12 protein-coding genes and 1 riboswitch are annotated in these 15,153 nt (G+C 64.2%); of the genes, 7 read left to right on the top strand and 5 right to left on the bottom strand.

The annotated features are described in order from the left end of the window. The first annotated feature begins 17 nt into the window (after positions 1–17). The 3 genes from ACIQUG_RS04195 to ACIQUG_RS04185 all read left to right on the top strand — a co-directional run bounded on the left by ACIQUG_RS04195 (position 18) and on the right by ACIQUG_RS04185 (position 4,485). Entirely contained in the window at positions 18–845 is an 828-nt protein-coding gene (locus tag ACIQUG_RS04195; protein WP_402317709.1) for a TolB family protein, read from the top strand. Between the two features lie 165 nt (positions 846–1,010). Then, positions 1,011–2,747, top strand: a complete 1,737-nt coding sequence (locus ACIQUG_RS04190; RefSeq protein WP_402317706.1) for an ankyrin repeat domain-containing protein — start codon at positions 1,011–1,013, stop codon at positions 2,745–2,747. A gap of 235 nt (positions 2,748–2,982) precedes the next feature. After that, a complete protein-coding gene (locus ACIQUG_RS04185) occupies positions 2,983–4,485 on the top strand; it encodes a diguanylate cyclase domain-containing protein (RefSeq protein ID WP_402317703.1) in 1,503 nt (500 codons plus the stop codon). A gap of 26 nt (positions 4,486–4,511) precedes the next feature. Here the strand turns inward: ACIQUG_RS04185 and ACIQUG_RS04180 are convergent, their stop codons facing one another. Further along, the gene (locus ACIQUG_RS04180; RefSeq protein WP_402317701.1) at positions 4,512–5,531 is read right to left on the bottom strand and encodes a LacI family DNA-binding transcriptional regulator; all 1,020 of its coding nucleotides are present in this window, start codon (positions 5,529–5,531) and stop codon (positions 4,512–4,514) included. A 103-nt stretch (positions 5,532–5,634) separates the two neighbouring features. Here ACIQUG_RS04180 and ACIQUG_RS04175 point away from each other — a divergent pair, with 103 nt between their 5' ends. The 3 genes from ACIQUG_RS04175 (at position 5,635) to bluB (ending at position 8,767) form a co-directional block, all read left to right on the top strand. Continuing rightward, on the top strand, positions 5,635–6,828 hold the full coding sequence (locus ACIQUG_RS04175; RefSeq protein ID WP_402317699.1) for a phytanoyl-CoA dioxygenase family protein: 1,194 nt from the start codon (positions 5,635–5,637) through the stop codon (positions 6,826–6,828). 89 nt (positions 6,829–6,917) lie between these two features. Beyond that, positions 6,918–7,730: an SDR family oxidoreductase gene (locus ACIQUG_RS04170; protein ID WP_402317696.1), complete on the top strand. Its 813-nt coding sequence runs from the start codon at positions 6,918–6,920 to the stop codon at positions 7,728–7,730. An 82-nt stretch (positions 7,731–7,812) separates the two neighbouring features. After that, a riboswitch (cobalamin riboswitch) is annotated at positions 7,813–8,026 on the top strand. A gap of 45 nt (positions 8,027–8,071) precedes the next feature. Continuing rightward, a complete protein-coding gene (gene bluB, locus ACIQUG_RS04165) occupies positions 8,072–8,767 on the top strand; it encodes a 5,6-dimethylbenzimidazole synthase (protein ID WP_402317693.1) in 696 nt (231 codons plus the stop codon). A 12-nt stretch (positions 8,768–8,779) separates the two neighbouring features. Here the strand turns inward: bluB and ACIQUG_RS04160 are convergent, their stop codons facing one another. The 4 genes from ACIQUG_RS04160 to ACIQUG_RS04145 form a co-directional block, all read right to left on the bottom strand. Then, complete coding sequence (locus ACIQUG_RS04160; protein WP_402317691.1) at positions 8,780–9,862, bottom strand: DUF2865 domain-containing protein; 1,083 nt, start codon at positions 9,860–9,862, stop codon at positions 8,780–8,782. Positions 9,863–10,014: 152 nt separating this feature from the next. Beyond that, positions 10,015–10,656, bottom strand: a complete 642-nt coding sequence (locus tag ACIQUG_RS04155) for an acyl-homoserine-lactone synthase (RefSeq protein ID WP_402317689.1) — start codon at positions 10,654–10,656, stop codon at positions 10,015–10,017. A gap of 140 nt (positions 10,657–10,796) precedes the next feature. Further along, complete coding sequence (locus ACIQUG_RS04150) at positions 10,797–11,534, bottom strand: LuxR C-terminal-related transcriptional regulator (RefSeq protein WP_402317687.1); 738 nt, start codon at positions 11,532–11,534, stop codon at positions 10,797–10,799. A gap of 270 nt (positions 11,535–11,804) precedes the next feature. After that, the gene (locus ACIQUG_RS04145; protein WP_402317684.1) at positions 11,805–14,117 is read right to left on the bottom strand and encodes an NADP-dependent malic enzyme; all 2,313 of its coding nucleotides are present in this window, start codon (positions 14,115–14,117) and stop codon (positions 11,805–11,807) included. Positions 14,118–14,288: 171 nt separating this feature from the next. Here ACIQUG_RS04145 and ACIQUG_RS04140 point away from each other — a divergent pair, with 171 nt between their 5' ends. Beyond that, positions 14,289–15,128 carry a UDP-2,3-diacylglucosamine diphosphatase gene (locus ACIQUG_RS04140; RefSeq protein ID WP_402317681.1) on the top strand — a complete coding sequence of 280 codons (840 nt, stop codon included), beginning with the start codon at positions 14,289–14,291 and terminating at the stop codon, positions 15,126–15,128. Positions 15,129–15,153: the final 25 nt, after the last annotated feature.

Below are 15,153 nucleotides of genomic sequence, written 5' to 3'. Positions count from 1 at the left end.
CGTCCGGGGAGAAGAGCATGCGCAGTTCGGTCGAAATCCATGACATCGTGACCGGCGAGACGCGGGTTGTCTGGCAGACGGACAGGCTGGTCGAGGCGCCGAACTGGTCGCGCGACGGTTCGCACCTGATCATCAATGGCGACGGCAGGCTCTATCGGCTTGATCTTGATGGCTCCGAGCCGGTGGAGATCGATACCGGCTTTGCCACGCTCTGCAACAACGATCACGGCCTCTCGCCGGATGGTGCGACGATCGCGATCAGCGACAAGACCGAGTTCGGAAAGTCGGCGATCTACCTGCTGCCGGCCGAAGGCGGCACGCCGCGGCTCGTCACCCGCAACCTGCCGTCCTATTGGCACGGCTGGTCGCCCGACGGGAAAACGCTGACCTATTGCGGGATCCGCGACCAAGTCTTCGACATCTATACGATCTCCGTCGATGGCGGCGAGGAGCGGCGGCTGACCCATGGCGAGGGCCGCAACGACGGGCCGGACTGGTCGGCCGATGGCGAATGGATCTATTTCAACTCCAGCCGTACCGGACAGATGCAGATCTGGCGGATCCGCCCTGATGGCAGCGACGTCACGCGGATCACCGACAGCCCCTATGGCGACTGGTTCCCGCATCCGTCGCCTGATGGTAAGCACCTGCTGGTGCTTTCCTATGACGGCGATGTCTTCGATCACCCAAGAGACCTCGATGTTCGCTTGAGGCTGATGGACACGGACGGCGGCAATGCCCGCATCCTGTTCGCGCTCTTTGGCGGGCAGGGAACGATCAATGTTCCGAACTGGGCGCCGTCGAGCGATCGTTTCGCCTTCGTCCGCTACGAACCGGAAAGCTGACCGCGCTGGACAAGTATATCGGGACCATGCTAGCCATGCGGTCGTTCGCAGGGCGCATCCGATCCGCGGGAAGGGCAAGGCCCACCTGTCTCACTGAACTTGGTTGCCACACCTCTTTTCAGTCTGTGGGCGCGGATACCGGACGTGAATGAAAGGAGGTCTTTCATGATCACGCGCGATCTTTCCGCGAACATTACTCTCGATACGATCCGCAAGCAGGCCAAGGCTTTTTTGAAGGCCGTCAAGGCTGGCGATGCCAGCGCAAGGCAGCGGGCGTTTCCCTATTTCTCCGAACCGACCGCAATGGGCCTTCAGGATGCCCAGCTGGTGCTGGCCCGCGAATTCGGCTTTGCCAGCTGGACGCGGCTGAAGCGGCATCTGGAGAAGGCCGAGAGCGGCACGCCGTCGACCGAACAGGTCGCAAACCGCTTTCTCGCTCTGGCGACGGTCTCCTATTTCGGCGACATCGCCGCCGATCCCGAGCGGTTCGCTCAGGCGCTCGACCTGCTCAAGGACCATCCTGAGATTGCCGGGGACAGCATTCACGTGGCCGCCGCACTCGGCGACGCCGCGGCGATCGACCGCTTTCTCGATGGCGACCCGAAACTTGCAGAGAAGCGCGGCGGTCCGTTCGATTGGGAGCCGTTGCTCTACGCTGCCTATGCCCGCGTTCCCGGCCGCTCGTCGCTGCCGGCGGCCGATCGCCTGATTGCGCGTGGTGCCGATCCGAACGCCTACTGGCTCGACGACGGCCAGTATCGTTTCACGGCTTTGACGGGCGTTTTTGGTGAGGGCGAGGCAGGGCCGGAGCGGCAGCCGCCGCACCCGGATTGCCTTGCCTTTGCGCGGCTGCTGCTGAATGCCGGTGCCCGGGCCAATGACAGCCAGGCCCTCTACAACCGGATGTTCGAGCCGGACAATTCCTGCCTCCAGTTGCTTCTCGATCATGGCCTCAATGCCGACGACCGCAACAACTGGCTGGTGCGCAACGATGGCGGCCTCGTCGAAAACGGCGAGCGCGTCTTCGACTATCAGCTTGCCTGGGCGCTGGAAAAGCGGATGTCCGATCGCGTCCGGCTGCTCGTCGCGCACGGTGCCGACGTCAATCGCCCGATCAAGGGGCGCACGCCCTATCAATGGGCGGAGCTCGGCGGCGATCCGGCGCTGGCACAATACCTCGTGTCGCGCGGCGCGACCGAAGCACCGCTGGAAGATGTCGACCGGCTGGCTCGTGCCATCGGCGAAGAGAAGGCGGATGAGGCGAGGGAACTCGTGGACGCGGATCCGACGCTTGTGGCCCGAACCCAGGCCGCGCACCCGGCTATCCTGCACGAGGCGGCGGGCGAGGACCGGCACGATGCTGTGGCGCTGATGCTGTCGCTCGGCTTCGACGTCAACCGCATGACCTCGCGCACGCCGTTGCACGAGGCGGCGCTGCACGGCCATGTCGCGATGGCGCGGCGCCTGCTCGATCACGGCGCCAATGCCTCGGCCCGCGATCCCTACCATCATGCGCCGCCGATCGGCTGGGCCAAGTACAACGGCAAGGACGAGATGGTCGCCTTCCTGAAGGATCAGCCGCTCGATGTCTTCGCAGCCGCGTCCTTCGGTGTGACTGCGCGCCTCGCCGATATCCTCGACCGGCAGCCGGATCTGATCGAAACGCCATTCGGCACGTTCCGCGGCCGCGGCCGGCCGGAGCCGCAGCACGACTGGATGACGCCGCTGGCCTTCGCGGTGATCAACGGGCAGGCGGAAACGGCGCGGCTGCTTCTCGAGAGGGGCGCGAATGCGCGCCTGCGGGATGGCGCCGCAGGTCCATCGATACGCGATCTTGCCGTAGAGCAAGGCAATGCGGAGATCATCGCCTTGCTGCGCGCTTCGGCCGCCACTCCGCAATAGGCCGTGCAGAAGGAGGCGCGGGCGACTGCCCGCACCTCCAGAACTCCGCTGCGACCGCTGATTGTCGGGTGATTCAGTCGGTTGAAATCGTTAAGTATTTTATCACCAGCTTATTTAAGCCAAACTTCGATATTGGCCGCTAGGGTGCCCTCAGTATCCGCTGCCATCGTTGCGCATCGCACCTCCACAAGTGCTAGAATGCCCGGCATGGCCGGTGCGGACGAGGGGGACTGGCGTGGTGGAAAAGGCGTTGCGGCAGGCAAAACGGGACAAGACGGTCTGGGCGATCCATGCCGCCTGTACCTTGGTCGCGGTCCTGATCATTGCAAGCCTCATCTATGTGCTCGACCGGTCCGTCACCGAGGCCGATCGTTTCGGACTTTCGGCCGAGCGCCGGCTCGTCGCAAACGAACTGCGCCACCAGATGGATGCCGTCGTTCAGTTCCAGGCGCAGGTGTCCTTCTGGGACAAGACCTACGAGGAACTGGCGAGCGGGCATGCCAGCGACAGTTTCGTCACCGACGAGCTTTCGGGCTGGCTTTGGGAAGACTACGGCTTCTCCTGGACCATCTTCACTGATCCGGCGCGCAACGTTTCGACGGCGCTCAAGGACGGCGTGTCGGTCCCGGCCGGGGTGGCGCGCGTACCGCTCGACGAGGTCGACGATCTCGTGGAGGAGGCCAAGCGCCGCTACGACAATGCGCTCAGGAACAACGGCGGCACCTATAAACTCGATGTCACGACGCCGGATCCGCAATCCGTCATGCCGGCGGTGCCCGGCATCCATGCGGTGGACCTGCGCGAGATCGACGGGCGCATGAGCGTTGCGGTGGTGCAGGCGGTCATCCCGGAGACTTTAGTGGTTCCGGCGGAACGGCGCGATCCGGTGCTGATGGTCGCCGTTCGACCGGTCACGCCGAAGATGACGCGCGAGATCGCGGCGCGGCTGGGTATCCGAGGACTGGCCTTTGTTCCGCTCAACGAGCGGCCAGCAGGCAGCGCCTATGCGTCCGTCGGGCGCTGCACCGATTCGTCCTGTCTCGTGGCCGCCTGGGTGCCGAAATCGCCCGGCGGGTTCGTGCGCGCGGAACTGTTGCCGAGCGTCATCATCATGGCGATCGTCGCAGCCCTGCTGATGGCCTTCGTGGCGCTGCGCTTCTCGACGCTCTTTGCCGCCCTGCAGCAAAGCGAAGCGCTGAACCGGCACCTGGCCAAGCACGATCGCCTGACGGGACTGATGAACCGCAGCGGCTTCGACGACATGCTGGCAGCGGCGCTTCTGCGGGCGAATACCCACCCTTTCACGCTCGTCTATGCCGATCTCGACCAGTTCAAGGAGGTCAACGACCGCCACGGCCACGCCGCCGGCGACGCCGTACTGGTGGCTATGGCCGAGCGCTTTCGCAATCGCGCCGGGCCCAAGGGAACGGTCGCCCGGCTCGGAGGTGACGAATTTGCGGTCATTCTCGGCGATTGTAGCGAGGCCGACGCCCGCAGCCTGACGGCCGGCCTGATTGCCGACGCGCAGACGCCGGTCGCCTTCAACGGTCAGATGCTCGTCGTCGGCGGCAGTGCCGGTATTGCCTTTGCACCGCGGCACGGACAGACGGCGCGCCAGTTGCTGCTGGCTGCCGACGAAGCGCTCTATCTCGCCAAGCGGCGCGGCCGCAATCGCTTTGAAACGGCCGACGACATGGTGTTGCCGGCCGAGAAGAACGACGGCCAGACGGCCGCCTGAACGGTCAACGGCGGCTGGCTGTCGCGCTACTCCGGAACATTATAGGGCGTGATCACCACCACGGCGGAGAGCTGCGGGCCGATCGCCGGCGCCTGGGCGCCCGGCCGCAGCATCATCGTGCGAAAGGCGGTGCGTGCATCGGTCCGGAGGTCGTGATGCAGCACGAAGTGAATGCGCCGTTCGCGCAGCAGCGCCAGATTGTCCTCATCGAGATCATGGGCGATGTAGAGCGCGCAGGAGCGTTCGAGGCCCTCGAAGGCTGCAAGCACGGAGCGGTTGCCGCCGCCGATCGAATAGGCCGCGTTGATATCGGGATTGGCCGAAAGCGCTGCATGGGCCAGGAGCCCGGTTTCACTGTCGCGGCCGTGGCCTTCGCTGATCTCGACGATCCGGATTGCCGGATAGTGCTCGCGCAGCACCCGGCGAAAGCCGATCTCTCGTTCTTCCTCACCTCGAAAACGGCCGCTCGAAAGGGTCACCAGCACGGTTGCCGGCGCTCGGCAAAAGCGCTCGCCGAGGAGGTAGGCGGCCGTTTCGCCCGCTGCCCGGTTGTCGGCGCCGGCATAGGCCGTCCGCTGCGAATGGGGCAGGTCGGTTACCAGCGTCACGACGGGCGTGCCGCCCATCTCGAAGCGGGCGACGGCGGCGACGATCTCGGGTACATCTGGCGCCTTCAGCACCAATCCGTCGGTTCCGCGCAGCCGGATCCGGTCGAGCAGTTGCACGATGTCCTGCGGGCGCATTGTCTCTGCAAAGTGGAACCGGCAACGAAAGACGGTGGGCGCGAAGGTCAGCGCCTCGCTCTCGAACGCATGGCGCACCGCATCGGTGAAGCGCTGCGGCGACTCCATGACGATATCGATCGCGAACTTGCGTCCCTGGATGTCGAGGCCGGCCTGCTGCTTTTCCAGTTCCTCGATGGCTGCGCGAACCCGGGCCTCCGTCTGGCGGCGCACGCCTGGCCGCTCGTTGAGCACACGATCGACGGTCGCGGTGCTGAGTCCGGCCTGAAAGGCGATGTCCTTGACCAGAAACGGATGGGCCATCGTTGCGTGCTCCTGATGGATTTTTGATGGATTCTTGCTCTATATCATGTTTTTCCGCCGCCTATAGTCGTGTTCATCAGGATGTTCCAGAGGAGGAAACGCGATGAAGACCGACAACAAAGCGCGCCAGCGGATCGACCGTGTCTGGCTCACCGAGGAGGCCTGTGATCTCGAGGCGTTCCGGGCGGAAGTCGAACGCCAGACCAATCTGTCCGACTATCCCCATGCCTCCGGCTGCGAAAAAAACGTCCTGATCTATGACAGCGCCGCGCTGATTGCCGCGTGCGGCGATGCCGAGGAGCGGCGTTCGGTTCTGGCGGAAATCTGCGAGGTGCTGGCAACGGGCCCCGGCGTCGCGGTCTTCAAACGCGCCTATGCCGATACGGCGGCAATCGACGTCGCGAGCGGGGTCTTCGACGCCATCATCGAAGAGCAACATCGCAGCAACAGCGGTGGCGGCGATCACTTCGCCAAGCCCGGCGCCAACGACCGCATCTGGAACTCGCTGGAAAAGCACTGCCTGAACGCACCGGAGAATTTCGCCGCCTATTACGGCAATGCCATCATCGCGCTCGTCAGCGAGGCCTGGCTCGGGCCGAACTACCAGATGACGGCGCAGGTCAACCGGGTCAATCCGGGCGGTGCTGCGCAATCGGCGCACCGGGACTATCACCTCGGCTTCCAGACCGCGGCCGTGATCGAGCAGTATCCGGCGCATGTCCACAAGCTCTCGCCTGTCCTGACGCTGCAGGGGGCGGTTGCCCATTGCGACATGCCGCTCGAAAGCGGACCGACGCTCTTCCTGCCCTATAGCCAAACCTATGTGCCGGGCTATCTGGCGCTCAACCGGCCGGAGTTCCGCGCCTATTTCGACGCACACCACGTGCAGCTACCGCTCGAAAAAGGCGATGTCGTCTTCTTCAATCCGGCGCTCTTCCATGCCGCCGGCACCAACCGCTCGCAGGATATTCGGCGCGTCGCGAACCTGCTGCAGGTGAATTCGGCCTTCGGCCGCGCCATGGAAACCGTCGATCGACTGACGATGAGCGCGACGCTCTATCCGGCCTTGAAGGCCTTGCTGGCGGACGGCAAGCTGACGCAGGCGGAAGCGGCCAATGCCATCGCCTCCTGTGCCGAAGGCTACTCGTTCCCGACCAATCTTGACCGAGACCCGCCAATCGGCGGGCTGGCGCCGAAGACGCAGGCGCAATTGATGCGCGAGGCGCTCACTGCGGGAACGGGCGAGGAGGAGTTTCTAGCGGTGCTTGAGGCGCAGGCGAAGCGCAAGCTGAGCTGACGCGCGGGCTACCATTTGACAGGCTCCCGGCGTGGTTTCACCCGGGTGCCGCAGCCGTTTCAAACGAACATTTCCGAGGGAGAAATTCGATGAGTGGACAATTGCAGGGCAAGATCGCCATCGTTACCGGTGGTACGCAGGGGCTGGGCGCGACGATTGCTGGCCTTTTCGCCGAGCGCGGCGCCAAGGGTATCGTCATATGCGGACGCAACGCCGCCAAGGGACGGGCGAGGGCCGAGCAGATCGGCACGGCACATGGCGCGAAAGTCGTCTATGTCGAGGCCGATCTGGAGAAGGTGGACGACGCCCGCAAGGTGGTCGCCGCTTGCGACGCCGAATTCGGCCGGGTCGATGCGCTGGTCAACGCCGCGGCCATCACCGACCGCGGCACGATCCTCGATACCACGCCCGAACTCTTCGACCGCATGTTCGCGATCAACGTGCGCGCACCGTTCTTCCTGATGCAGGAAGCGGTGAAAGTCATGCGGCGCGAGAAGACCGAAGGCACGATCGTCAACATCGGCTCGATGTCGGCGATGGCCGGCCAGCCCTTCATCGCCGCCTATTGCTCGTCGAAAGGCGCGCTCGAAACGCTGACCAAGAACACGGCCTATGCGCTGCTGCGCAACCGCATCCGCGTCAACGGGCTGAATATCGGCTGGATGGCGTCCGAAGGCGAAGACCGCATACAGCGCGAGTTTCACGGCGCGGCTGCCGATTGGCTCGAAAAGGCGGCGGCCAGCCAGCCTTTCGGCCGGCTCGTCGATCCGGCCGAGGTGGCGCGTGCCTGCGCCTACCTGTCGTCGGCCGAATCCGGGCTGATGACCGGATCGGTGATCTGCTTCGACCAGTCGATCTGGGGCGCCTATGACGGCTCGCCGCATCCGGTCGCTCCGCTCTGAGGCGAGGCAGAAAGAAGCAGGTGGAAAGCGGCGCGTCCGGTTTCGCCCGGTTGGCGCCGCTTGTCTTTCTCAATTCCCTGTGCACTTAGTGCCGTCGTCAGGTGCCCGCGAAAGCGGGAGAATCGGGAATCCGGTCGATATTCCGGAACGTGCCCAACGCTGTGACGGGGACGATCGCGTCTAAGAGAGCCTTGAATTGATTCAAGGTTTTGCCACTGGATCTTCAATCGATCTGGGAAGGTGAGGCGATCGGTTGAACCGAAGTCAGAAGACCGGCCTGGCGAGATAGACCGAACCCCGCGTGGACGGCGGGAGGTTTTCGCATTGTTGGGGATCGAACGATGCTGACTGAACCGAAGGGCGGCCTTGCGGCTGCCGGTGCCTTTTCGCTGCAAGAGCGGGAGGCCGTCTACCGTGCGATCGAGACACGTCGAGACGTGCGCGATGAATTCCTGCCCGAGCCATTGCCGGATGATCTGATCAGGCGTCTGCTGGCGGCGGCGCACAGCGCCCCGTCCGTGGGCTTCATGCAGCCCTGGAACTTCGTGCTGGTGCGGGCGGAAGAAACGCGCGAGCGGGTCTGGCAGGCGTTTCGCCGCGCCAATGACGAGGCCGCGCTGATGTTCGAGGCGGAACAGCAGGGAAAGTATCGCGCGCTGAAGCTCGAAGGCATTCGCAAGGCGCCGCTCAGCATCTGCGTCACCTGCGACCGCACGCGCGGCGGCACTGTCGTGCTCGGGCGTACCCACAATCCGCAGATGGACGTCTATTCCACCGTCTGCGCCGTGCAGAACCTCTGGCTTGCAGCGCGGGCCGAAGGGGTGGGTGTCGGCTGGGTCAGCATCTTCCACGAGGCCGAGATCAAGGCGATCCTCGGCATCCCCGACCATATCGAGATCGTCGCCTGGCTCTGCCTCGGCTATGTCGACCGCCTCTATCAGCAGCCGGAACTCGCCGTGAAGGGCTGGCGCCAGCGCCTTCCGCTCGAGGGCCTGGTTTTCGAAGAAGGATGGGGATGCAGCAAGGAGAAGGCGTAAGGCCTCGCCCGATCAATTCTGGACCGGCTGATAGGCCGGTCCCTTCGGATGCTTGAGGTCGATCGCAGTTTCTTCCTGCGGCAGGTAGGTGGGGCCGACGACGCGCACCTTGTTCTTCGACGGATCATAGGGCCGCTCTTCGGGCGGCGCCTTGGCGGTCTCGCCCGCCGCTTCCGGCTTCTTCGTCTCGATGACGATGATCGACGACTGGTCGTCGCCGATCTTCGTTCCTGTCGTCTTCGGCGTGGTTGCGGCGGTCTGCGGTATCTGGCAGCCGCACTGGCCGGGCTTGCCGACGGCGCGGGTGCGATAGGCAAAGGCGTTGGGCATTTCGGTATAGGGACGGCCGGTCACGGCCGAGACCATCCTGTCGCTCTCTTCCGTGTTGAGCTCGTGGAAATAGAGTTCCGTCTCAGCCCCTGGGCAGCGGGCCCGGCAGGCCTGTTCGTCGCGTGGGAAATCGGCCGGCGTCGCATCGGACGAGATCGGGAAGAAGGCGCCGTCGCAGGTGCGCACGCACATGGTTCTGAGCGTGCCGCTATAGTAGCGCTCCTGCGGCGCGTAGCCGTCTTCGCCGTGTCCGAGCATCGGGCCGTAGGCGTCGTCCGGCGGTAGGTCGGCAACGATGTTGCGGTGGCTTTCCGGCACGTCCGGCTCGACGCTTGCGAACTCCTCGCGGTCGCCATAGCAACCGTTGATCTCAAGTGCAGCGAGGATGCGGCGCCGGCTGTCGTCGCTGCCGCCGGCGACGATCTGCTCGCGCTCGGACTTCAGCATGCGCAGATTGTCTTCCATCTCGGCGATGAGACCGTTGAGCCCGCTGCAGGTGTCGGGGTCGCCGCCGTCGTAGCCGATGGCGTTGCCGCCACCGCACCCGGCGCGGCGGCGGTCGTTCTTCGCCCGCCGCAGTTCGATGTTCTGCCGTGAGATTGCGCTTGCATAGTCGCGGGCATCGGCATTGCTGGCGACGTAGTCAGGCAGTTGCGCGAGCCGGGCGTTCAGTCGGTCGCAGGCCGTCGATGCCAGTGACGGACCGGCACCGATCAGAACCAAAGGCACAAGGGCCGCAGCGACGTGTTTCAGGCGCGTGAACACGGGGCGTAAGTCTCTTCCTGTTGCCAGGTCGGCGCCAACTTCTGCGGGTGGCTGCCAGCGGCATTCCTGTTTCGCCTCCATCATAGAGCTTGTCGGTGATCGTGCAACGACAAGCGACGGTTTGCGTTAACAGTGCCGATCGACGGACGCGCTTAGGCGGCGCGGGCGGTTTCCAGCGACATCGGGCGGTCGAGAACGGTGCCTTCGATTGCAGCGACCGCTTTCATCCGCGAAAGCAGATCCGGGGTCACTTCCCAGGCAACGGCAACCGCGAAGACCGAGCCGATGCGATGCGGTTCGGCGATGCGCTCGCCCGGGCATCCCATGCGGCGGAACATGCGCTCGAGGAACACGTCCGTCACGGTGACGATGTGGCTGATGCCGGAAGCAAGGCCAAGCTCACCGACGCCGCACATCAGCTCGGCAGCCGCGACCGTCACCTGGTTCGAAGCGCGGTCCTGCGAAATCTCCGGCTCGATGCAGAAGCGGCTGGACTCCCAGACCGAAGCGCTGCGGATTTCCGGATTGTCGCCGAGCAGGATCGGGAAGGTGTCGTCCAGCATGTTCGGACCGAGCGTCGGGAGCAGCCTCAGCGATCCACGCAGGCGGCCATCCGGGGCGTAGGACAGCACGTAGAGCGGGTTTGCCTTATCGTAGTTGTCGATTTCCCACTCGCCTTCGGTCTGCACGTCCCATTTCAGGAAGTCGTGGAAGACGCGCTTGCGCAGCCGGAACATGTCGTCGGCCGCCTCTGGCTGTTGTGCGCGGGTCTTTCCGTTCAGGATCCTGATCATCGTTTTCTCCATCCGAGTTTGGGGATGGGGCGATGCTGTCAGGCTCGCGGCGGTTGCGTAACTGTCGCTAGCGACAGTTCAAATGCGCGATATTTGCCACTAGATTTCGAGGGGTTTCGGTGGAGGTGTGTTGTCGGGTGTCAAACGGTGGGGATCAGCGCGTGCCGTACGGCCTGTGCCACGGCCTGGGTGTTGGAAACGACATTCAGCTTGCGCCGCGCATTGGTCATGAAGAAGCGCACGGTGCGCTCGGAAATGCCGAGGATCGTGGCGATCTCCCAATAGCTCTTGCCGGCGGCAGCCCAGGTCAGGACCTCGGTCTCGCGCCCGGTCAACCGCATCTCGCGGGTCGAAATGCTGCCGGCCATGGCGCCGTGCTCCAGCATGGCGGCATGGAAGAGATTGGCGGCCAGCTGGAAATCACGCAGGTGATGGCGGCGATAGGTCGTCCATTCGCCGGCCGACATGTTGACGTTGATGGCCAGCAGCGCCATGCGCCCGGCAGGCGAGGGCAACGGCAGGGCGACGCCCTCGGTGGAAATGCCGATTTCCTGGGCCGCCTGGAACAGCGGTTCGCATTCCGGGAATCGATGCCGCGCCATCGTCCATTCCACCGGCCGCACGCCACCAAGCGCCAGCTTCAGGATCGGATCGATCCGGTGAAGGCTGCGGGCGCGGTAGATCTCGGCGGCATAAGCGCCAAAGGTGTGATGCAGCCGGCAGACCTTGAGCTCGTCCGCATAGGGCTCGGCTTCGAGATAGAGCAGATGGGCAATGCGGAAGGTTCGACGCATCAATGTGAAGAAATGAGCGGGCTCTACGCAGCCGCCGCATTCCAGGATTTCCAGCATGTCGAGGACAGCTTGCTGCTCAGTCATGCCACAACACCGAATCTCGTCCGAGGCCCCAGCATGGTTAGAGGTTCACCTTTTGTCCAGCGCAAACTTTCCCGATTGGTGTATAATACCAATTGTGCACGCCTTGATTGCGACTGCCGATCGGCCGCGTGAGGGAGGCTGATTCGCAGGCGATGCGTAAAACCGGCGATGCCGCGCCTGTGGCAGGCGCGACATCCGGATACGGTTTTGCCGGCGCCGGCATGGCGCCCCATTAAAGCGAAGACCGGTGGCGATCTCCGCGTTGCCATCTCAACCCGGATGGCTGGCTTCGACGACCGCCAGAGCTGCCATGTTGACGACGCCGCGCGAGGTGACGGACGGCGACAGGATATGGGCCGGAAGCGCCGAGCCGAGCAGGATCGGGCCGACATGCAGGCTGTCAGTCATGGTCTTGACGACACCGAGCGTGATGTTTGCGGCATCGAGATTGGGGAAGACCAGGAGGTTGGCTTCGCTCGTCAGGCTGCTGTCCGGCATGACGCGCTGGCGCAGCGCTTCCGAGATCGCCGCATCGCCGTGCATTTCGCCGTCGACCTCAAGGTCGGGCGCAAGTTCCCGCACGAGCTGCAGCGCCGTGCGCATCTTGGTTGCGCTCTCCGAATCGCGCGAACCGAAGTTCGAATGCGAGACGAGAGCTGCGCGCGGGGTGATGCCGAAGCGGCGGATTTCCTGTGCCGCCATGACCGTCGTCTGGGCGATCTCTTCGGCGCTCGGGCAGTAGCTCACATAGGTGTCGGTGAAGAAGGTTGCGCCGCGCTGCGAGATCAACAGGCTCAAGGCCGAGAAATCGAGCACGCCGTCGCGCTTGCCGATGATCTGCGATACGTCGCGCAGGTGCTTGCTGTAGCGTCCTTCGACGCCGCAGATCAGCGCATCCGCTTCACCGCGCTTGACGGCGAGCGCACCGATAACGGTCGTGTTGGTGCGCACGATCGTGCGTGCGGCTTCCGGGATGACGCCGAGACGGCCGACGAGGGCGAAGTAGTCCTCGACATAGTCGCGGTAGCGTGGATCGCCCTCGGGGTTGACCACTTCGAAATCGACATCCGGGCGGATGCGCAGGCCATAGCGACGCAGGCGCGTCTCGATGATCTGCGGACGACCGATCAGGATCGGGCGGGCGGTGCCTTCTTCGAGCAGCACCTGGGCGGCGCGCAGCACGCGCTCGTCTTCGCCTTCGGCAAAGATTACCCGGTTCTTCTGGGCGTTCTTGGCGGCGGCAAAGACCGGCTTCATGATGAAGCCCGAGCGGAAGACGAAGCGGTTCAGCTTGTCGAGATAGGCGTCATAGTCCTGGATCGGACGGGTGGCGACGCCGCTTTCCTCGGCGGCCTTGGCAACCGCCGGCGCGATGCGCAGGATCAGGCGCTGATCGAACGGCGAGGGGATCAGGTAATCGGGACCGAAGACCGGGGTCTCGCCGGAATAGGCGCGGGCGGCAACGTCGGAGGGCTCTTCGCGCGCAAGGCCGGCGATGGCGCGCACGGCTGCCATCTTCATTTCTTCGTTGATCGTGCTTGCGCCGCAGTCGAGCGCGCCGCGGAAAATATGCGGGAAGCAGAGAACGTTGTTGACCTGGTTCGGGAAGTCCGAGCGGCCGGTGCAGATCATCGCGTCCGGACGGGCCTGGCGGGCGGCTTCCGGCATGATTTCCGGCGTCGGGTTGGCGAGCGCCATGATCAGCGGCTTTTCGGCCATCTGCGCCAGAAGTTCCGGCTTCAGGACGCCGGCGGCCGAGAGGCCGAGGAAGACGTCGGCGCCGCCGATGCTGTCGGCGAGCACGCGGTTGCTGCTATCCTGCTCGTAGACGGACTTCCATTCGTCCATCAGCACCTCGCGGCCCTTGTAGACGAGGCCTTCGAGGTCATGGACCCAGATGTTTTCGCGCTTGGCACCGAGCGTCACGAGAAGGTTGAGGCAGGCAAGTGCGGCAGCACCTGCGCCCGAGGTAACGATCTTCGCCTTGGCGATGTCCTTGCCGGCGAGCTCGAGGCCGTTGAGGATGGCAGCGGCGACGATGATCGCGGTTCCGTGCTGGTCGTCGTGGAAGACCGGGATCTGCATCTTTTCGCGCAGGCGACGTTCGACCTCGAAACATTCCGGCGCCTTGATGTCTTCAAGGTTGATGCCGCCGAAGGTCGGCTCCAGCGCCGAAATGACGTCGACCATACGCTCGATGCTCGACGCATCGATTTCGATGTCGAACACGTCGATGCCGGCGAATTTCTTGAAGAGAACCGCCTTGCCTTCCATGACCGGCTTCGACGCCAGCGGGCCGATATTGCCAAGGCCGAGCACGGCCGTGCCGTTGGAAATGACCGCAACCAGGTTGGCGCGGGCGGTAAAATCGGCGGCCTGCTCCGGGTTGTCGCGGATCGCGATGCAAGGGGCGGCAACGCCAGGCGAATAGGCCAGCGCCAGGTCGCGCTGGTTGCCGAGCGGCTTGGTGGGCTGGATTTCGAGCTTTCCCGGGCGGGGATAACGGTGGAAGAAAAGGGCCTGCTGGTCGATGTCGCCGCTGGCCGGACCGGTATGGGATTTCGTCTTGTCGCCCGTATTCATGCTCTCACATTCCTCATTCGTGGTCGTGCCTTTTGGCATGAATTCGAAGCGAGGTACAGTTTTGCAGTGCTGATTTCGGCGGCAGACCGGCAACGCAATGTTGATGTCATCTTCTTGAAACACGAGTCTGGTTTCACGAAGGCACGAAGCGTAACCAGAGACGAGGCTGGCATGATGGCGGCGCAGCAAGACAACTCCGTACGAAAGCTCAGGACGTTGTTCATCTCGGACGTCCATCTCGGCTCCAAGGCGGCCAAGACCGACTATCTGCTCGACTTCCTGCGGCATCATGAAGCGGAGACGATCGTTCTGGTCGGCGACATCGTCGACGGATGGCGGCTGAAGCGCAGCTGGTACTGGCCGCAGAATTGCAACGACGTGGTGCAGAAGCTCCTGCGAAAGGCGCGCAAGGGAACCCGCATCGTCTATATCCCCGGCAATCACGACGAGTTCCTGCGCGACTTTCCAGGCGTGCATTTCGGCGGTATCGAGGTGGCGCAGCGCTACATGCACGCGGGGGCCGACGGCCGTAAGTATCTCGTGCTGCACGGCGACGAATTCGATGTCGTCGTGCGCAACGCCCGCGTGCTCGCCTATCTCGGCGACTGGGCCTACGACACGGCGATTGCCATCAATATCGGCCTTGCGGCGGTCCGCAGGCGTCTCGGCATGCCCTACTGGTCGTTCTCGTCCTGGGCGAAGCTCCAGGTCAAGCACGCCGTCAACTTCATCGGCGAGTTCCAGAAGGTGGTCGCCGAGGAGGCGCGCCGCCACGATGCTCAGGGCGTGATTTGTGGTCACATCCACCATGCCGTGATCGAGGAGATCGGCGACATCCGCTACATCAACACCGGCGACTGGGTCGAAAGCTGCACGGCGATCGCCGAGCACCACGACGGCACGATGGAACTGATCACCTGGCACCAGATGCGCGGCGGCGCCAGCGAAGGCGAAGCATCCGGCGAAGCGGACAAGCTGCTTGCCCAACTGCTGACCCAGCGCGCGGCCTGATCGTCGCGCCGCGCCGAAAGTCCTG

Origin of the sequence: Ensifer sp. NPDC090286, assembly GCF_044769565.1 — a bacterium.
Lineage (GTDB): Bacteria > Pseudomonadota > Alphaproteobacteria > Rhizobiales > Rhizobiaceae > Ensifer.
Note: the sequence above shows the minus strand (reverse complement) of the source record. Positions and strands in the feature narration are given on the sequence as shown.

What these genes read in the sequence shown, in the direction of transcription:
- ACIQUG_RS04145 (WP_402317684.1), bottom strand. Translation starts at nt 14,117, where the DNA reads ATGAATACGGGCGACAAGACGAAATCCCATACCGGTCCGGCCAGCGGC.
- ACIQUG_RS04170 (WP_402317696.1), top strand. Translation starts at nt 6,918, where the DNA reads ATGAGTGGACAATTGCAGGGCAAGATCGCCATCGTTACCGGTGGTACG.
- ACIQUG_RS04180 (WP_402317701.1), bottom strand. Translation starts at nt 5,531, where the DNA reads ATGGCCCATCCGTTTCTGGTCAAGGACATCGCCTTTCAGGCCGGACTC.
- ACIQUG_RS04140 (WP_402317681.1), top strand. Translation starts at nt 14,289, where the DNA reads ATGATGGCGGCGCAGCAAGACAACTCCGTACGAAAGCTCAGGACGTTG.
- ACIQUG_RS04175 (WP_402317699.1), top strand. Translation starts at nt 5,635, where the DNA reads ATGAAGACCGACAACAAAGCGCGCCAGCGGATCGACCGTGTCTGGCTC.
- ACIQUG_RS04195 (WP_402317709.1), top strand. Translation starts at nt 18, where the DNA reads ATGCGCAGTTCGGTCGAAATCCATGACATCGTGACCGGCGAGACGCGG.
- ACIQUG_RS04190 (WP_402317706.1), top strand. Translation starts at nt 1,011, where the DNA reads ATGATCACGCGCGATCTTTCCGCGAACATTACTCTCGATACGATCCGC.
- ACIQUG_RS04155 (WP_402317689.1), bottom strand. Translation starts at nt 10,656, where the DNA reads ATGATCAGGATCCTGAACGGAAAGACCCGCGCACAACAGCCAGAGGCG.
- bluB (WP_402317693.1), top strand. Translation starts at nt 8,072, where the DNA reads ATGCTGACTGAACCGAAGGGCGGCCTTGCGGCTGCCGGTGCCTTTTCG.
- ACIQUG_RS04150 (WP_402317687.1), bottom strand. Translation starts at nt 11,534, where the DNA reads ATGACTGAGCAGCAAGCTGTCCTCGACATGCTGGAAATCCTGGAATGC.